Source organism: Denitrobacterium detoxificans, from assembly GCF_001643775.1.
GTDB lineage: Bacteria > Actinomycetota > Coriobacteriia > Coriobacteriales > Eggerthellaceae > Denitrobacterium > Denitrobacterium detoxificans.
In genome coordinates this window covers 1,571,048-1,588,663 of sequence record NZ_CP011402.1, presented here as the reverse complement: position 1 = coordinate 1,588,663, position 17,616 = coordinate 1,571,048, and the positions used below count along the sequence as shown (strand labels likewise).

Genomic DNA, 17,616 nt, shown 5'->3' with positions numbered 1-17,616 from the left:
TGACACGAATATGGCAGGTGGGGAATATGCCGAAGATCGCTTCCATGGTCAACTTGATCGAAGAGCTTGAAAGCTCGTTCATTACCGTTCATCGCGAACGGTGCGTTCAGGTTCGCAATCGCAATGCCGACTGCTTGCGGTGCGCGAGCGTTTGCACCACGGGGTGCATTCATTTCGATGGGGAAGAGCTTACGGTTTCGCCCGAGCGTTGTATTGGATGCGGCACGTGTGCGACCATATGTCCCACGTGCGCGCTCGAGGCGCATCATCCCAACGACGCGGAGTTCATGAATCAGTGTCTTGCGGTTGCAGGCGCGTGCGATGGCATCGTTACGGTGGCGTGTGGAACGCTGCTTGAACGTGTGGGTGATTTGGTCGATCGCGATGCGGTCGTTCGCGTGGAATGCCTGGGGCGCGTCGAGGAATCGGCGCTTACCGAGCTGGTTGCCCAGGGGGCGAAGAGCATCGTGCTCGTGCGCGGTGCGTGCGAGTCATGCGCGCATGCCACGGGCTTTGAGATGGTGCAGCGCGTGTGCGATACCGAACGCCAGCTGTTGGAGGCCTGGGGTGCGTCGGCGGACATTCGCCTAGCCGATAAGCTGCCGAAATGCACGCGTGCCAAAGATGATGGCTATGACAAGGGCAAGCGCGCGTTCTTCGAGTCGTCGAAGCGCGAGGGTGCGCGTATGGGCGCGATTGCCGTGGACTACGCGGTACGTGATGCGCTGGGCGAGAAGGCCACGCCCAAGCCGGAAGAACCGCGCTATACGAAGGTCATGGATGATGGCACGTTGCCTCATTTTCTGCCCGATCGCCGTGAGGCCTTGCTGAACTCCCTCGCTACGTTGGGTGAGCCCGAAGACGTGATGATCGATACGCGTTTGTGGGGGCATGTGATTATCGATACCGATACGTGTTCATCGTGCCAGATGTGCTCGACGTTTTGCCCTACGGGTGCGCTTGCTCGCTTCGTCGACGAGGATGGCACCTTCGGCGTGGATCATTACCCGGGCGACTGCGTGAAGTGTCGTACGTGTTCTGCGATTTGCCCCACGGGTGCGCTCACCATTTCCGAGGAGGTCTTCGCGCGCGACATGCTTGCCGGCATGACCGATCGCTATACCATGACGCCGCGCGCCGTGAAGGAGGGCACGGCGCATACCATCTGGCATAAGGCCGAGCTCTTCATGAACACTGACCAGGTGTACGAACGATAACCTTGCTTGGGGTTTGGGCTGGGGGATTATTGGGGTCCCGCGGGATGTCCCCTGCGGGGCATCGCTTTCGGGTTGGAGCCCCGACAGCCCACTGGGCTGTCGGGGCTCCAACCCTTCGCTGCTTCATGCGCTTACTTGGATTTTTTCGCTACGGCGAAAAAATCGGCGCCCAGCTAAGCTGGGCTAGGGGATTGCTTTCAGAATGCCCCCGCAGGGGACACCCCGCGGGCCCGAAGTTGCGGCCCACGACCCCGATTGGCTATCGTTCGGGGAGGTCAGTGCTCCTGATAGCTAACCGGCCGGGACCCGTGGGGAGTTCCGGGTTGAAACTCGTCGGCGCCGGATTCGCTTCGCTCTCCGGCGGGCGCGTGGGAGAGTGCTCGCGCGATTGTTCCAGGTTGGGGACGTGTTCGACCTGGCGGCCAGATGCGCTTCGCTGTCTGGCCGGGGCTGCCTTTGTTGGGTTCGGGTCGTGAGTTCCTGCGCCGAAATCGCTTCGCTCTTCGGCCGTTACGGCCGGGGCTGGGGGACTGGTCGTGGCTCCTCGGGCGAATTCGCTGCGCTCTTCGCAGTGTGGTTCTGATTGGGTTGTGAGACGTATAATAGAACTGCAAGTGCAGGGCTGTGGCTTGGGGGTGCATGATGTTTGTGGCTGGGTTCGCGCTATTTCTCTTGGGCATCATCTTCGTTATTTGTTATCCCATTAATAAGCGGAAGAATAAGCGCTGCTCAGAGCAGGTGCAGGGTACGCTGGTGGATATTCGTAGGCATCGCAATTCCCAGGGCAACGTGAGCCATTCGTATGTTTACTCGTATGCGGTGCAAGACGTTGAGTACCGTATTACCTCGACGATCATCAGTAAGGAAGCGCATAACGTGGGGGATACGTGCACCATCTGGTACAACCCCAAAAAGCCCAAGGATGCTCAGCCATTTCATTACGGCTCGAACAAGCCCTATACGATCGTCCTCATTATCGGTATCGCCATGATTCTTCTGGGATTCGTTCTCTTCGTTATTGGCTCCGCCACCATGTAATAGATCACTATTGTCGTCCCGCCGAAGGCGCCAATCGTTCCCAATCGGCCAAACGGTTTGTCTTTCCCGACTGGCCCTACGGCTCGCTACTCCAACACGCACCCTGGGCAGGCGAGCCCCAACCCGCAACGGCGACCGCCTGCCAAAGCGGAGCAGGCACCCACACGGGATTCCGTAAACCCCTCGACCGGCCCCAAGGCTTGCTACTCCAACACGCATCCTGGGCGGGCCAGCTCGCGACCCGTCCCTCCGACCGCCTGCCAAGGCGGAGCGGGGATGCCCTCGCGGGACATTCTGAAAACATTCACCAAGGCCCAGCTCAGCTGGGCCAGATTTTTCGCCGTATGCGAAAAATCCAAGTGAAAACATGAAGCAGCGAAGGGTTCAAGTTAGCGTAAAGCCCAGTGGGCTTTACGCAACGTAGAACCCGAAAGCGATGTCCCGCGAGGGCATCCCCGCTCCGCCCCGGAAGACGTCCAGCTAAGGAAGCGTGAGGCGTCCAGGGTGCGGGTTTATTCCTCTACCCAGGTACTTTCCACGAGCGTCATGAGCTCTTGCTGGCTATGCACGTTGAGCTTGCGATAGATGTGGCGCATGTGCGTGTTGGCCGTGCCAGCGCTGATGTACAGGCGTTCCTGGATGGCTGCGCTATTGTGTCCCTTGGCCAGCAGGAAGAGCACTTCGGTCTCCTTGCGCGAGAGCAGGTACGTTTCGGCGACGAGCGAGCACTTGCGCTTGAAGATGCCCTGCTTGTGAACGCCATCGTGCGCGGTTGCGGTAGAGGGTTTCGGGGTTGCGCCGGTCTTGTCCTCCGGATGCTCTTCTCCGCCTTCTGCCTTGCCTGCTTTGAGCGCGTTTGCCTGCGCATCGTCTATGGCGCGCATCGTTTGACGGCTCATGTTCACCACCTCGTGGAGCGCGAGTTCGTCAGCCGAAATGAGAGCGGGACACATGCGTCCGCGCTTCAGGGTATCGCGCAGTTCCGCGTTGGTGGGCAGCAGCGAGCGCCCAAACGAGAACAGGACGAATGCGAATGCAATGAATGCGGCTACGTTGTTCATGGAGTCGTATACGGGTACGTTGTTTATCTCGAGCAGATACGACGTGAGCGCGCCGAGCGCTAGGCTTCCACGCCCAAATCCGAAAACGGTGAATGCGCTGACGCGGTAGGTCTGCGATATGTCGGAATAGAAGATCCACATGCAGCCTTCCATCATGATGTAGGCGCCGAATACGAAGAACGTTACGTATGGCATCTGGTTGCATGCGGGGATGACCAATAGCGCCAGCAAGAGGGCGCTTACGGGCAACATCGTGCGGAACGAGAAGTTATTGTTCTTGCGCTGGAATAGCATCGACCCTAGCATTACGGCAAGGGCAAAGAGTGCTGCCATGAGGGCAAACATGATGATGTCGTTGTATTCGGCGGGGTCGTAGGGCACGTGCGCCACGCGTGCGCGCGTGATTCCCAGGATGATGCCGAACGCAATGCTGGGCAGGCATACGTGCGTTGCGAAGGGAATGGTGTGCACGGGTGTGGTGAGGTCGTTGAATTCTAGTCGGTCTACCAGGTTGTGCGAACATCTCTTCAGACACATTACTTCTGCGAGGGGCATGAGCAGCGTGAAGAGGATGCATATCACTGGATACGCGTTTCCGATCTTCGTAACCAGCACGAAGGCAACCATGGCGATAAACAGGGACACCGATACGCTGATGGTTATGGTGGGCAAATCGCACACGGATGACGATACGCCATAGCTCATGAGCAGAGCTGCCGAGCCTATGCCGGAAGTTATGCCCGCTACGAGTGATAGGGTGTACGGCGCAAAGCCCGTGGCATTTGCGAACAGCATGAGCACCATCGATGCGAATACCAGAAAGGCGGCGATGCCACGATTGCGTCGGCGCTGCTCGAGCGTTTTGAATAGGGCGCGTGCCCGCTTAAGGAAGATTCCATAGCTCAGCAGCACTATCGCGAACGTTATGAGAGAGCTGATGAAGAATAGCTTGCCGGGTTCTTCCAAATTGGGGAAGAAGAAGCGCGGCCCATTGAAGATGAATAGGTACATCCACGCTATGTGGGCGGCCATGCCCAAGATGAGCGTAATAGAAATGCGCCCCAGGGCGCAGCTCTCCTCTTCGCGGAATTCCACCGTAATGTTCGGTAGCTTCACAGCTGCCATCTCCTCCCTACGCGCTGTCCCCTTGTTGTCCTTGCGCGTGCTGGCGCACCTCGTCCCCTGCGCCATGGGCCCCAAACGCCCTTGGGCTATTCTAGCATTAGTCTAGGTGGTGTAGCAGATGGCTAATATAGCCTTTACCTGGGTAAACGCATAAATCATATGACTAATATGATACTGTCAGCGGTCTAAATCATGGGGGTGCTACGATGCCCACCCATCTCATCTTCGTACAGTTTGAATCAGCCTAAAGGGAACGCCCATGCCTTCGGGGAAGCCGACTAGGGGAGTGGTTGGACGCGGGCGCGGTCTTCGTTTTAGGAAGCAAGCAGACGGAAAGCGAAGAGAGAGAAAGGTGGGGATCTAATGGCACAGCTCACCATGTCGCGTCGTGGGTTCATGAAGACGCTGGCAATCACTGGTGCCGCTGCCGCGCTTAGTTCTTCGGCTGTGGAGCCTATGCAGGCTCTTGCCGAGACTACCAACACCTCTACCGGCGAACTGAAGCATGTACGTACATGCTGCCGTGCGTGCGGTAAGGTCGAGTGCGGTGTGTGGGTTACCGTGCAGGATGGCAAAGCCATAAAGGTCGAGGGAGACGAGAGTGCACCGCAAAGCCGCGGTCATTGTTGCGCAAAGTCGCAGTCTTCCATGCAAGCGGCGTATCACCCCGATCGACTCCGCTACCCGGTCAAGCGTACCAACCCCAAGGGTTCCGACGATCCCGGTTGGGTGCGCATCACGCTCGACGAAGCGTTCGAGCTGGCCGGTGCGGGTCTGGGTGAATGCGTCGACAAGTACGGCGGTCAGAGCATCTTCGTGATGTGCGGCACGTCGCGCGTGTGGTCGCTTGGCCCTTACCAGGGTATGAAGCAGCTCTTTGGCACCCCGAACGCGCATCTGGCATATCAGGTGTGCAAGGGTCCGCGTCACTGGGGCGGCATCATGACCGACGAAATGGGTTCGCCCTGGATGGAAGTGGAAGCCGAGCCGAAGGTGTACCTGCAGTGGGGCACCGCAGTCGAGTATTCCAACTACGACACCACGAACCGTACCATTTCCGACGTCGCGCCTCACGCGAAGTATCATATCGACGTCGACCCCCGCGTCACGCCGCTGGGCAAGGAAGCCGATGTGTGGTTGCCCCTGCGTCCCGGCACCGACGGCGCACTGGCCCTGGGCTGGTTCAACTGGATCATCGAAAACGAGGCCTACGACGACACCATGGTGCGTCGCTGGAGCAACGCCCCGTTCCTGTACTGCGATGACAAGCCCTGGCTCACTGATGGCTGGCTGGTGGAAGGCAACGGCGGCATCGATATGCGCACGAAGCTCATCACCGAAGCCGACATCAAGGAAGGCGGCAAGTACTCCCGCTTCATGGTGTGGGACGAAAACAACAACCGCCTTACCTACTGGGATGCTGAAGAGGGCAAGTGGGAAGGCGAGACCCACAAGGTTCCCATCACGGGCTCCTTCATCTCGCATCCTCTTACGGGCCTGGTGGCCGATGGCTGGCTGCCCGATCCCAGCGTGTGGTGCGACCCTGCCGACAGCCAGTTCGATTCCTACTGGGATGCTGGTAACGAGAAGGGTGCAACCACCAACCCCGCTGGCCTGCCCAAGAAGCCCGCGCTGTTCCCCGGTGTCGTCGAAGTGACCTTGCGTGACGGCAATACCTACAAGTGCCGCACCGTTTGGGATGGTTTCCATGACCTTACCAGCCAGTACGACTGGGATACGGTCGAGGAGATCACGGGCGTTTCCGGTGAGCTGAACGAGAAGGCCGTGAAGCTGTGGACCACGCGTATTGACGCGCGTCACGGCAATGGCGGCATCCACTTCCAGCTGGCCACCGACCAGAATGGCAACGCCATTCAGAACTGCCGCATCCTGCAGATGATGAGCTGTGTTACCGGTAATTCCGACGAGCCCGCCGGCAACCGCGGTTCCTGCAAGAGCCAGTTCGACGGCAATCCCGGTCGTTCCAACATGCAGGCCTCCGATCCGTATGGCGATTCCGCCAAGACGTGGACGGGCCGCGACAAGAGCCTGGACGAGATGGCTGCCTACATGCAGGATTTCGTGCAGTATCTCATCGACGAGAAGTCGCCTCTGGCCGAGCGCTACGGCAACAAGGTCCCCAGCTACGACGAGGCCATCATCATCGCCAAGCGCATGGGTGGCGCCATGAGGCCTTCCCAGGTCTGGCCGAACCCCAAGACGATCTTCACGCGCAATGCGGGCGAGATCGACGCCGAGCGCTTCCCGCTGAATCGCTTCTGGGCTCGCTGGGTCGATGCCAACTGCGTATGGGATGGCGGCTTGCAGGACCCCGACTGGTCGCTCTGCATGAAGAACGAGAACAAGGAAGTCGGCTACAACGTGAAGTCCACGCCGTATGCTCTGCATGGTGGCGTGTGCCAGTCTGGCGACATCATGAACATGGCTAACATCGCCCGTGCATGGGACGCCATGACCCAGCTCGACTTCTTCGTGGACATCAACCTGTGGTTCTGCCCCACGAATGGCAACGCAGACGTTGTATTCCCGTGCCACCACTGGATGGAAATCGACACCACCCGCGTGTCCCAGGGTGCTGGCGGCATGTTTGGCTGCGGCTGCAAGGCTATCGAGCCTCCGGGAGAGACGATCTACGACCCCGACTGGAACTGCGGCATGTACCGCGCCATGGGCGTGCCTTGGAACACCCGCGACACCTCTGCTACGGGTAGCTCCGAGGACTACATCGTGAACGTGAAGCCCGCAAGCAGCACCAACGTTGCCAAGTGGACTGAGAAGCTGGGCGATGTGTACACCGAGGCCATCAATGGCAAGGCTAGCTACCTGTGGCCCGATCACGATCGCATCCTGAAGGATAACGTCGACCAGTGGAAGACCGAGATGTACCCCGATGGTCCCACGTGGGCCCAGGCCAAGGAATGGTTCACCGAGCACGGCTGGATGGATTGTCGCAAGTGGCATCCCGAGCGCTGGGGCACCTTCCGTCGTCACGAGATGGGCTGGCGTCGTCAGCAGGGCGGCTTCAACCTGTTCCCGCTCGTCGACACGCACCCTGGCTTCATGACGCCTTCGGGTCTGGTGGAAATCTGGTCCCTCACCTGCGAAGCCTACATCTGCAATATGGGACAGAAGCTGCCCATTCTGGACAACGACCAGATCGTGAGCGACTACAGCAGCGATGCACGCTGGGCGAAGGGCGACCTGGAGTACTTCCAGGGCGACGACGACCGCTTCCCGCTCTATCGCGAGCCTACCGACTCGCCGGTCTTGAAGCCGGAGCTCTACGATGCCACGAAGGTCGACCAGGCGGACGACACGTACTTCATGAATCACAGCTATGCCGATACGCTGAAGAAGTATCCCGACAATTGCTTCCTCATGACCACGGGTTCCCGCCAGCCGGTCTACTTCCACTCCGAGCATAGGCAGCTGCCCTGGTGCCGCGAGCTGTGGCCTGCGCCGCGTATCGAGATGAATCCGAAGGATGCCGAGAGGCTTGGCCTGAAGCAGGGCGATTGGGTATGGATCGAAACGCCTTGGGGCAAGATTCGCGAAGTGCTCGACCTGTATTACGGCATTTCGGAAGGCGTGGTCAATGCGAACCATCAGTGGTGGTTCCCCGAGTTCGATAACGCCTCCCATGGCTTCGAACTGGTTGGCATCAACGTCGTTAACGACCCGTATGGCCAGTGCTGCGTTGGCGGTTGCGCGACGATGCGCTCCACCCCAACGGTTGTGTACAAGGCGACGGCGGAAAACTCTCCGTTCGGCAACCCCGTACCATGCGATCCCAACGGCACCGAGTGCATTCACGATGCATCCGACCCGCGCCTGCGCCAGTGGCTGCCCACCGGCACCGGCATTCGTTCCCGCGTGCAGGGCGAGCCCGAGTGGGATGGGAGCGTGATGTAAATGACTCAGTATGGTATCGTGACCGACCTCAACCGCTGCGTAGGCTGCCTGGCCTGCTCGACGGCTTGCAAGACGGTCAACGGCGTCCGTCCGGGCGATTTCTGGATCAAGACGCTGCGCATTGGCCCCACGCCCAAGGCGGGTGGCAGCGGCCAGTGGCCGGATGTGGAGATGTACTTCCTTCCCATTCAGTGCCAGCACTGCGAGAACCCCGAATGCGTGAAAGTATGCCCCACGCAGGCCTCCCACAAGCTGGAGGACGGCACCGTGCAGATCGACAAGTCCAAGTGCATTGGCTGCCAGTTCTGCGTCATGGCCTGCCCCTACGGCGTTCGCTACCTGAACGACGAGGAGCGCGTGGTCGAGAAGTGCACGCTGTGCGAGCAGCGTATTTCCCAGGGCGAGCTGCCTCAGTGCGTCATGCAGTGCGGTTCGCGTGCCCGCTTCTTCGGCGACGTGGAAAAGGGCATCGCCACCTTCGAGGCACCTGCACCTACGCACGATCTGTCTACCTCGTACGAGGACATGCAGGAATCGCGCACCACGGCCAAGGAATGGCTGGAGGAGTGGAGCGATAGCGACGTCTATCACCTCACCGACGTTGGTAATGGACCCCAGATTGCCTACATCCTGCGCAATCGCACGTGGCAGGGAAAGGAGTAACCCATGGAATTGCAATGGCCTCTTATCCTCTTCACCACGTTCATGGCATGGTCCGCCGGCCTGTTCGGCGCCCAGGGGCTGTATGCGCTGCGCGGTGAGGGAGCGAAGGCTCAGATGAGCGCCCTCATCACTTCGTTCGTTTTGCTGGTCGTGGGCGGCATCGCCGTATTCATGCACCTGCAGCACTGGGAGCGCATCTTCAATGGCTTCGGCCACATCACCTCGGGTATCACCCAGGAGCTCATCGCAATCGTCGTGATGGTGGTTGTTATGGTGCTGTTCTTCGTGTACCTGCGCCGTGCCGGCGAAGAAGGCGCGCTGCCTTCCTGGCTCGCCATCCTGGCGATCGTGGTTGCCGTTGCGCTGCTCATCGTGTGCGCACATAGCTACATGATGGCTTCGCGTCCGGCCTGGAACAACATCGTGCAGATTGGCTCCATCCTGGGTGCTGGTTGCGCACTCGGTGCGTCCACCATGGCGCTTCTGGCCCAGCTGAAGGGCGAAGCCGCCGAGTACAGCGGCAAGGTGAACCTCATCGGTCACGGCCTCAATGCTGCGCTCACGGTTATCTACGTAATCGTCATGGGTGCTTCCACCAGCGCGTTCTTCTCGGTGGCGAACTGGTTCGACCCCACGTCTCCTACGCGTGACGTCACCAGCTCGGCGAGCCTTTCTCCCTTCGCCGGCGATGTGCTGCCCTTCACGGCATGCGCCATCATCGCCGCCCTGGTTGGCGTGGTTGCTGCCTACATGGGCAAGAAGCAGGGCGAGTGGAAGACCTGGGGCGCAATCGGCGTAGTTGCCGCATTCGTCGCAGCCCTCTGCCTGCGCGTTGTGTTCTACCAGATGGGTGCCTCGGTGTTCCCGCTGTACTAGGACGTTTCCGGCTGGAGCGCGCTTATCGTGCTCCAGCCGGTGCCCCGCATGGGGCGAAGCGCCTTCCCCTCTGGGCGCATGTCTCCGACATATCCCTGGGATTGTGGTGGCCGCGCAACCTCTCCTCCCTCAAGCGCAAAGCCGCCACAACCTACCTCCTTTTGACGCCGCAGCACCCTCCCGTTGCGGCGTCAGCATGCTATATGCGGGGGTGTGCGTTGATGCGCGCGAAGGATGGCAAACCGCGCCCGCGCTTTGCTTGGTAACCGTTTGCGCACGGGGCGTTTCATGGCGTTACAATGCCACCATGTAGTCATCTGGCGAAGGGTGGTTTGTCATGTTGGACGCGAAGGCGCTACGTACTCTATCCTATGGGCTCTACATCGTCTCCACGAAGGGGGCGAAGGGGAACGCTGGGTGCGTCGTGAATACGTTTTCCCAGGTAACTTCCAAACCCGAACAGTGTAGCGTGGCTATCAACAAGGAAAATGCCACGTGTGGGGCAGTGCTGGAAGCAGGCCGCTTCGCGGTGAGCGTGCTCGACGAGACCGCTCCGCTCGAGCTTATTGGCACCTTCGGCTTCCACTCATCTGCCGATACCGACAAATTCGCCCAGGCGCAGACCTGCTTCGATGCGGCGGATATGCCCTACGTTGCCGAGCATGCGTGCGCGCGCTTTTCCGTAAAGGTGCAGCATAAGCTCGATTTGGGTTCTCATATGCTCTTCATCGGCCTGGTCGAGCAAGCCGAAACGCTCTCGACGCAGCCTCCCATGACCTATGCCTATTATCATCAGGTGAAGGGCGGTAAGACGCCTCCGAAGGCCTCCTCCTACATTGCCGAGGAGCCTGCGCCGGCCCCTGCAGATGCTGCTCCCAAGGTGGGGTGGAAGTGCATGCTCTGCGGCCATATCGAGTACGTCGATGAGCTTCCCGATGATTTCACGTGTCCCATCTGCGGCGCTGGCAAGGAAATGTTCGAGCGCATCGAGCTGTAGTGCAGCCTATATCCCTGGAATGACGAATCCCGCCGGATAGATGATCCGGCGGGATTTGCTTGCATCGGGGCCGAGGGAGGGATTGACCCCGTGCTTTCGGAATGTGCTGAGCGTGAACGAGGAACGGAGGTTCGTTCACGCGTTTTGCGGATGAGATGCACGATGCTTACGTGAACGGATCTCCGTCCCTCGTTCACGTAAGGGCATTTGGTTACGCCTTCAGGAACTTGCCTACGCTTTTACCGGCTTCGCGGCCCAGCACGATGGCCATGCCCAGGCTGCAGCCGGGGATGGGCGTGATGTACTCGTAGCCGAAGCGCTTGCCGCAGTCGTTTCCGCTTACGTATAGACCGGGGATGGGCTCGAAGTTCTCGTCCAGGGCGTTCTGCTCGCCGTCGGTGATAATGCCCCCGCAGGTGACCATCGTCTCGCCAAATTCGGGCTCGTAGGTGCAGGCGTAGAACGGGGGCGTGTCAACGGGGAAGAGTACCTTCGCGTCGCGGCCGTACTGGGCGTCGGCGCCTGCCGCGCAGTAGGAGTTCCACTGTGCAATCTGCTCCAGGAAGTTCGTCTTGGCATCGCCCGTCAGGCCCATCTGGCCAGCCAGGCCCTCGAGCGTGTCATCGGCGATGTAGGTTACCGTGGTCATGGGGCCAGCGGCGGCTTCCGACGATGCGTCATCGGCAGTAGCTTCGCCCTTGAAGACGGCATATGCCTTGTCCAGGCTTTCCTGCAGGCTGGCGATGTTCTCTTCGCTTGCGGTGAAGCCAGCGTGCTGGGGGATGGTGTACTGGCGGTACGTGGGGAAGTTCGCATCGCAAACTGCGAACTTGGTCTTGCGGGCGCGAATCTGGGTCGTCAGGCCGCGCTGCTCGCTGGTGGGGTAGTACTCGTTGCAGAAGCGCTTGCCGTTTTCGTCAATCCATACGGCCTGGGGCAGGCAGTTCATCTTGCCGGGCACGGAAAGGCCGCGGAAGTTCATGCCGGGGACGGGCGTGGTCTCCAGGTGTGCGCCGGCCCAGTAAGCCATCCTCACGCCTGCGCCGTCGTTGGTGCTCATGCTGGAGAGCTGCTCGTCGCCTACCAGGTTGCCGTAGGCATCGTACATCAGGTCGTTCATCATTTCCTGGTTGCCGCCGAAGCCGCCCGTGGCCAGCACGACCGCCTTGCACTCGTACTTCTTGTAGCTCGATCCGCTCTTCGTAACGATGCCCGCTACCTCGCCATTGTCCATAACGACGTAGTAGCCTTCTTCTTCCCAGTTCACCGTGCCGCCGGCCTTTTCGCCCGCTGCGCGGTTGTATCCGATGAGCTTCGTCTCGTTGCAGTCGCCGTAGAAGCTGCATACGCTCGGCCAGAACTTGATGCCAGAAAGCTCGTCCATCTGATGCTCGGTCTTGGGGAAGAACGAGGTGGTCATGGAAGCCAAGTCCTCTTCGGTGCACTGGTCGAGGTACCAGTTGCAGTTCGCCTCGGAGTTCTGGGCGAATTTCATCACCAGGTCCTGGTTCGCGCTGTTGCCCGTGATCTTCATCCAGTTCTGGTAGAACTCAACCGGGTCGATGTGCGGTACGCCGCGATCCTGCAGCACCTTGGCGTTAAGCGAGGCGAATTCGTTGCCAACGGCTGCGAAGGTGTCCTTAGCCTGCTTTTCCACCAGGATGACGTCGTAGCCTTCTTCTGCAAGTTCGCGGAATGCCGTGGTGCCTGCGTAGCCCATGCCCACGACGACAACGTCGCAGGACGTGGTGCTCTCGAAGCTCGTTACCTCGCTCGGTGCGGTCTTCCAGGAAGACTCGGCTGCTTCTGCAGTGCTCTCGGTCTTGGCCTTGGGCGAAGAGCACGCGGAAAGCGCGCCGGCTCCACCGAGTGCCAGCGATGCAAGGGCGCCGCCCTTCAGGAAATTCCTGCGCGAGAGCTGTACGGGTTCGGTCATGGTTCCCTCCTTTGTGGTACGCGCCGACCTCCCTTGTGTGTCGGCGCTGACGCTGTTGCGTCTGTCTCCTAACCTGCCTCAACCCTAGGCTGCTCGGCTCTTTCGCGTAATTGCGGAAATGGGGTATTTGCCTTGGGGGCGCCCTTTTGCGGCATCGCGGATTTGGGGTATTTTCGCAAAGTGCCTGGTCAGTGCAAATCCTATTGTGGTGGGTCGAAGAGGGGGAGGGTATAATCGCGCTACCGTCTAGCTTGTAGGGAGGGCTTTTCGACGTGTCTGGTTTGTCTCGTTCGCTTGTGTGGCGCATTGCGCTCTTTGGCCTGTTTGCCGTAACCACGCCCATTTTCTCGCCCAACGCGTCGATCTTCCGAGGAGCCGTCGCAACGGGGTTCATGCCGTATTACATCTTCTCGATGTTCATTTCCTTGGCTTTGTCATCGCTTGTACTTGTAGTTTCCTCGCGCCGCGTTTCCCGGAAGCCTCCGCGGGGCGTGCTCCTTTGCGCAAGCGTTTTGTACGCTGCATCCATTGTGGCCTTCGCGGCATTGTCGTTGGGGTGGGCCGTTCCGTCTGTTGCCGTTGCAGTTGCGGGCGTGGTGTGCGGTGCTTCTACCGTGGTGATCACCGTGCGCTGGGCGGCGTTCCTTTCGGCGCTCGACTTTCGAGAAGGTCTCGTTTGCAGCTCTCTTCTCTGCATTGCCACGTCAGTGGTGGGCATTGGGTTTCAGGCGCTGCCGCTTTATCCGCGTGCGGTTGTCTATGTGCTAATCGCCATTGCCGGTGGAATATGTCCCGTCCTCATGGACCCGCCTCGTCGCGATGCCTCGGCTGAAAGTGCATCCTCGGAAGGCGATCTTACTTCGACGCGCAATCTGTTTCATGTCTTGCGTTTGCCCGTTATCGGATTGGTCATCTATGCATTCATGATGAGCATTAACAAGGTGTTGCTGTGGGGTGCGGTCGACGCCGAGTTCATTGGCGCAATTGTTGCGGCCCTGCTCATCGTGCCCATTTTGCTTATTCGCACGGATAAGCCCGCTTCTGCCTTCATCTATCGCGTGATTGCTCCCATCATCGGTGGCGTGGTAATTGTCTTCGTGAGCTTTCCCGCAGGTACGTTTCCGCATGGGGCGGCGCTTTGGCTCGTGTATATATTCCTATCGGCACTTGCCATTGTCGCGCTGGGGCAGATCATTGCGGTCATTCATGCGGGGGAGTTTCGTTGCGAGTTCGTGGTGGGGCTCGCGCTGTTCCTGGGTGGCACCGTCTCGTTCTGTGGTCTTCTGTGGGTGAACGTATTTGGCGGCTTGGATAGCTACGAGCCTGTGATTTACGTGATCATCGCTGTGTACTGCGCCCTCATGGTCATTTCACTGGGGTGGGAATCATGGCGCACCATTACGGCCGTAGCGGATGTGGATGGGGAAGGCGAGCTTGTCGCTTCGCGCGCGGAGCATGCCGATGGCTCTCAGCTGAGCTCCCATCGTGCGTCAACCGTGACTATTCCCGCTGCCATTTCGCAGAAGCTTACGCGTCGCGAGAACGAGATCCTATCGTATTTGGGGCGTGGCCATTCGAACGCCTACATTGCCGAGAAGCTGTTCATCTCGGAAAGCACGGTGCGCACGCACGTGAAGCACATCTACCAGAAGCTCGAAGTTCATTCGCGCGAGGAGCTGTTCGTGCTGCTCGACCATGGGTGCGCGTAGCGGCTATTTCGTTTCCCAGGAAATGAACGCCCAGGTGATGACGCGTGGGTTGCGCAAGCGTAGGGCCTTTTGGGGAATGCCCTTGCTGTCGGGCTTACCTACGTTCTCGTTCGGCACTAGGTTGTTTTGCAGCCAGGTTTCCAGGTTTCGCTTAGCCTGGGCGATGCCTTCCGTGTCGTTCTCGTCGAGCGTGTCGGTAATCATCCGCCCGAAGTCAACGGCGGCATCTGCCAGGTCGTCAAACGTGTCCAGGCGCGTGCTGCGGATGTAACTGCACGTTGGTTCGAATCCGTCGTTCGTCAGGATGTTCCAGGCGTATTGCGCGTCGTTTCCGTGACGATTGCGTACGCCAATGGCCGAAAGGACGTTGCGGTCCATGCGCGGGCTGCAACCTGTGGTAAGCGTAACGCAGCAGCGACGGCTTGCTACGTGGTTCAGCTTCATGAGCGCTTGGCGCAGATCGTGGGTGGCAATGGAGCGCGAGGCGATGGCAACATCGACGCAATGGGCGCCCATGCCATGCTCATCCCAGTTGTCATCCCAGCTCATGAGCTTCGTCTCGATGCGGTCGGCGATATGCGCGTCGTGTTCGCGTTCGGCCACTTCCACGCGCGCGGCGGTTTCGTCGAGCATGCCCTGGCTGAAGTCGGCGGCGATGACGTGGCTTTCTGCCAGTGCGAGCGGTACGGCGATGCTGCCCGTTCCGCAGCCCATGTCGAGCACGCGTTCGCCTGGTTGCACGCTGGCCATTTTCAGGAATTCCGAAACGTAGGGGCTGGGGGAGTCCTTGCTGCTGAAGTTCTTCGACCGCTTGTTCCAATACTGCGCGTCGTCGGCACGACGGCGTATGCGCTGGAGCCGCTTCCATTCCTCGTTCCAGTCGGATTCCTGGAGGAGGGATATCGTTTCGCCGTTGGACTGCGAGTTATGCGGATTCGTCATCTTGCTCCCTTTTTCGGTGCCTACCAAGGGTATTGTAGAACAAGTAGAAGGCAGACTATTCTCGAGTGGGAAGAAGGTAGATTATGCACGTTGAACTTCTGTATCATACCCCCGACCCCGAGCGCGCCATCGCTACGGCGGCGCGTCTGTGCTATGCCCCCGTGGGTGCTTCGGAGCTCATGGAGACGATGTCCGAAGAGCGCGTTCACAGCGTGCTTTCTACCATCATGAGCAGCGGGCATTTCAGCACGCTCGAGCATGCTTCGTTCACGTTTGCCATCGATGGCGTTTCTCGTGCACTTACGCATCAGCTCGTGCGCCATCGCATTGCCAGCTATAACCAGCAGAGCCAGAGGTATGTGAAGTTCAAGCAGGGCGTTGCCGTTGTTACGCCGAACACCGTTTCGGAAAGCGCCGAGGCGGCTGAAGTCTACCAGCAGGCCATCGATGCGGCTACCGACGCCTACGTCAAGCTGCTCGAGCTGGGCATTCCGGCCGAAGACGCGCGTTACCTGCTTCCCAATGCAGCGGAGTCGAAGATCGTCGTCACCATGAACGCGCGCACCCTGTATCATTTCTTCTCCGAGCGTTGCTGCAATCGTGCGCAGTGGGAGATTCGCGAGCTTGCCTGGCAGATGCTCGCGCTCGTCCGTCCACTCGCCCCGTTCGTGTTTGCCGATGCGGGCCCGGGCTGCGTACGCGGCCATTGCCCCGAAGGTAAGATGACCTGCGGGGAACCGTATCCGCGCATCGATCGCGCAAGCCTGTAGCGCTTCGTTTTGTCGTGTCCCGTTCCGTGAAGTAGGTTCCATGAAGAAGAAGTCCGACCTGTCCCGCGCGTTTTCCGAAGACGGCGCCCTGAAGACCCATGTGGGTGGTCAGGCGCTCCTGGAGGGCGTCATGATGCGAGGCAAGTTCAATTGGGCGGTTGGCGTGCGCGAACCGCAGGGAACCATCTACACGGAAGAGCACGATCTGGCCAGTGGCCGCGCGAAGAACGGCTGGTTGCGCGTTCCCGTCGTGCGTGGATGCACGGCCTTCGTGGAATCGCTTGCCCTGGGCTACAAGGCGCTCGAAATCGCCGCTACGCATGCCTTTGCCGACGAAGACGAGGAAGACGAGCAGGCAAACGCTGAAATGACGCCTGTCGTAAGCGAAGCTGCGTCGTCCGCGAGCCAGACGGATGACCAGCCGTTTTCCTGGTCGCGTGATTTTGGTAATCCCGACGAGATGGTCGATGGCCTGGGTGCCCAGCGTACGTTGGAAGTGGTGACCGAGCCGGGTACCGCAGAGCCCAGCGACAAGGGCGCGCCCGAGTTGGGCGGCGAATCCGCAAGTGCCGCAGATTCCGAAGAGGCGCCCGCTCAGGAAGGCCAGGATGAAGGCGTGCTCTCCCATGGAGCCATGACGGCGAGCATGGTGCTGGGCCTGGTGCTGGGTATTGTGCTCTTTATCGTGGCGCCTGCGGCCATTACGAACGTCATCGTGGGTGAGTATGACCAGGCGACGCTCGCATGGAACCTGGTCGACGGCTTGCTGCGCGTGCTCGTCTTCGTGGGATATATCGCCCTCATTGGCCTCATGCCCGACATTAAGCGCATGTTCGGCTACCATGGCGCCGAGCACAAGACCATTCATTGCTTCGAACATGGCTTGGAGCTTACGCCCGAAAATGCCCGTAGCTTCCCGCGCTTGCACGTGCGCTGCGGCACGGCGTTCCTCATTATGGTCATGGTCATTGCCATTTTGGTGTATACCCTTACGCCCATCAACGCGCTCATTGGCGCTTGGGGCGTTCCCGACGGGCTGCCCAAACTGGCGCTCGTCATTGTTACGCGCATCGTGCTTATGCCCGTCATCGCCGGCATCAGCTACGAAATCACGGTGAAGTGGGCGGGTAACCATCCCGATAACCCGCTGGTGAAGGTCGTGTTGTGGCCGGGTATGCAGATGCAGTACCTCACTACGCGCGAGCCGAGCGACGACCAGATCGAATGCGCCATTGCGGCCATGAAGCTCGTGCTCGAGCGCGAGGAGCGCGAAGCTGCCGCCGGCGTAACCGCTCGCGCGAATTAACGTATTTTCGTTTGAAAGCAAGGGGGCGACGTCCATGATTGTG

Annotated in this window: 12 protein-coding genes; 9 read left to right on the top strand and 3 right to left on the bottom strand. The window is 59.7% G+C overall.

Going from position 1 to position 17,616, the window contains the following annotated elements; genetic code table 11:
* Positions 1-26 precede the first annotated feature (26 nt).
* Entirely contained in the window at positions 27-1,217 is a 1,191-nt protein-coding gene (locus AAY81_RS06755; RefSeq protein WP_066663044.1) for a 4Fe-4S binding protein, read from the top strand.
* A gap of 639 nt (positions 1,218-1,856) precedes the next feature.
* A complete protein-coding gene (locus AAY81_RS06750; RefSeq protein ID WP_066663041.1) occupies positions 1,857-2,255 on the top strand; it encodes a DUF3592 domain-containing protein in 399 nt (132 codons plus the stop codon).
* A gap of 512 nt (positions 2,256-2,767) precedes the next feature.
* On the opposite strand, the gene AAY81_RS06745 is transcribed toward AAY81_RS06750, so the two are convergent.
* A complete protein-coding gene (locus AAY81_RS06745) occupies positions 2,768-4,507 on the bottom strand; it encodes a helix-turn-helix domain-containing protein (RefSeq protein WP_082867907.1) in 1,740 nt (579 codons plus the stop codon).
* 297 nt (positions 4,508-4,804) lie between these two features.
* Here AAY81_RS06745 and AAY81_RS06740 point away from each other — a divergent pair, with 297 nt between their 5' ends.
* From AAY81_RS06740 to AAY81_RS06725, 4 genes are all read left to right on the top strand, one after another.
* The gene (locus AAY81_RS06740) at positions 4,805-8,374 is read left to right on the top strand and encodes a molybdopterin dinucleotide binding domain-containing protein (protein ID WP_066663035.1); all 3,570 of its coding nucleotides are present in this window, start codon (positions 4,805-4,807) and stop codon (positions 8,372-8,374) included.
* The gene (locus tag AAY81_RS06735; RefSeq protein ID WP_066663032.1) at positions 8,375-9,037 is read left to right on the top strand and encodes a 4Fe-4S dicluster domain-containing protein; all 663 of its coding nucleotides are present in this window, start codon (positions 8,375-8,377) and stop codon (positions 9,035-9,037) included.
* Between the two features lie 3 nt (positions 9,038-9,040).
* On the top strand, positions 9,041-9,913 hold the full coding sequence (locus AAY81_RS06730; protein WP_066663030.1) for a dimethyl sulfoxide reductase anchor subunit family protein: 873 nt from the start codon (positions 9,041-9,043) through the stop codon (positions 9,911-9,913).
* A gap of 337 nt (positions 9,914-10,250) precedes the next feature.
* Positions 10,251-10,910 carry a flavin reductase gene (locus AAY81_RS06725; protein ID WP_066663028.1) on the top strand — a complete coding sequence of 220 codons (660 nt, stop codon included), beginning with the start codon at positions 10,251-10,253 and terminating at the stop codon, positions 10,908-10,910.
* Positions 10,911-11,121: 211 nt separating this feature from the next.
* Here the strand turns inward: AAY81_RS06725 and AAY81_RS06720 are convergent, their stop codons facing one another.
* Complete coding sequence (locus AAY81_RS06720) at positions 11,122-12,846, bottom strand: FAD-binding protein (protein WP_066663026.1); 1,725 nt, start codon at positions 12,844-12,846, stop codon at positions 11,122-11,124.
* A 272-nt stretch (positions 12,847-13,118) separates the two neighbouring features.
* Here AAY81_RS06720 and AAY81_RS06715 point away from each other — a divergent pair, with 272 nt between their 5' ends.
* Positions 13,119-14,555, top strand: a complete 1,437-nt coding sequence (locus AAY81_RS06715; RefSeq protein ID WP_066663023.1) for a response regulator transcription factor — start codon at positions 13,119-13,121, stop codon at positions 14,553-14,555.
* Positions 14,556-14,558: 3 nt separating this feature from the next.
* Here the strand turns inward: AAY81_RS06715 and AAY81_RS06710 are convergent, their stop codons facing one another.
* On the bottom strand, positions 14,559-15,497 hold the full coding sequence (locus AAY81_RS06710) for a class I SAM-dependent methyltransferase (RefSeq protein WP_066663021.1): 939 nt from the start codon (positions 15,495-15,497) through the stop codon (positions 14,559-14,561).
* Between the two features lie 83 nt (positions 15,498-15,580).
* Between AAY81_RS06710 and thyX the strand changes: the two genes are divergently transcribed.
* Both thyX and AAY81_RS06700 read left to right on the top strand, forming a co-directional pair.
* A complete protein-coding gene (gene thyX / locus AAY81_RS06705; RefSeq protein WP_066663019.1) occupies positions 15,581-16,267 on the top strand; it encodes an FAD-dependent thymidylate synthase in 687 nt (228 codons plus the stop codon).
* A 40-nt stretch (positions 16,268-16,307) separates the two neighbouring features.
* Positions 16,308-17,573, top strand: a complete 1,266-nt coding sequence (locus AAY81_RS06700) for a DUF1385 domain-containing protein (protein ID WP_066663017.1) — start codon at positions 16,308-16,310, stop codon at positions 17,571-17,573.
* The last annotated feature ends 43 nt before the right edge of the window (positions 17,574-17,616 follow it).

What these genes read in the sequence shown, in the direction of transcription:
- AAY81_RS06755 (WP_066663044.1), top strand. Translation starts at nt 27, where the DNA reads ATGCCGAAGATCGCTTCCATGGTCAACTTGATCGAAGAGCTTGAAAGC.
- AAY81_RS06750 (WP_066663041.1), top strand. Translation starts at nt 1,857, where the DNA reads ATGATGTTTGTGGCTGGGTTCGCGCTATTTCTCTTGGGCATCATCTTC.
- AAY81_RS06745 (WP_082867907.1), bottom strand. Translation starts at nt 4,507, where the DNA reads ATGGCGCAGGGGACGAGGTGCGCCAGCACGCGCAAGGACAACAAGGGG.
- AAY81_RS06740 (WP_066663035.1), top strand. Translation starts at nt 4,805, where the DNA reads ATGGCACAGCTCACCATGTCGCGTCGTGGGTTCATGAAGACGCTGGCA.
- AAY81_RS06735 (WP_066663032.1), top strand. Translation starts at nt 8,375, where the DNA reads ATGACTCAGTATGGTATCGTGACCGACCTCAACCGCTGCGTAGGCTGC.
- AAY81_RS06730 (WP_066663030.1), top strand. Translation starts at nt 9,041, where the DNA reads ATGGAATTGCAATGGCCTCTTATCCTCTTCACCACGTTCATGGCATGG.
- AAY81_RS06725 (WP_066663028.1), top strand. Translation starts at nt 10,251, where the DNA reads ATGTTGGACGCGAAGGCGCTACGTACTCTATCCTATGGGCTCTACATC.
- AAY81_RS06720 (WP_066663026.1), bottom strand. Translation starts at nt 12,846, where the DNA reads ATGACCGAACCCGTACAGCTCTCGCGCAGGAATTTCCTGAAGGGCGGC.
- AAY81_RS06710 (WP_066663021.1), bottom strand. Translation starts at nt 15,497, where the DNA reads ATGACGAATCCGCATAACTCGCAGTCCAACGGCGAAACGATATCCCTC.
- thyX (WP_066663019.1), top strand. Translation starts at nt 15,581, where the DNA reads ATGCACGTTGAACTTCTGTATCATACCCCCGACCCCGAGCGCGCCATC.
- AAY81_RS06700 (WP_066663017.1), top strand. Translation starts at nt 16,308, where the DNA reads ATGAAGAAGAAGTCCGACCTGTCCCGCGCGTTTTCCGAAGACGGCGCC.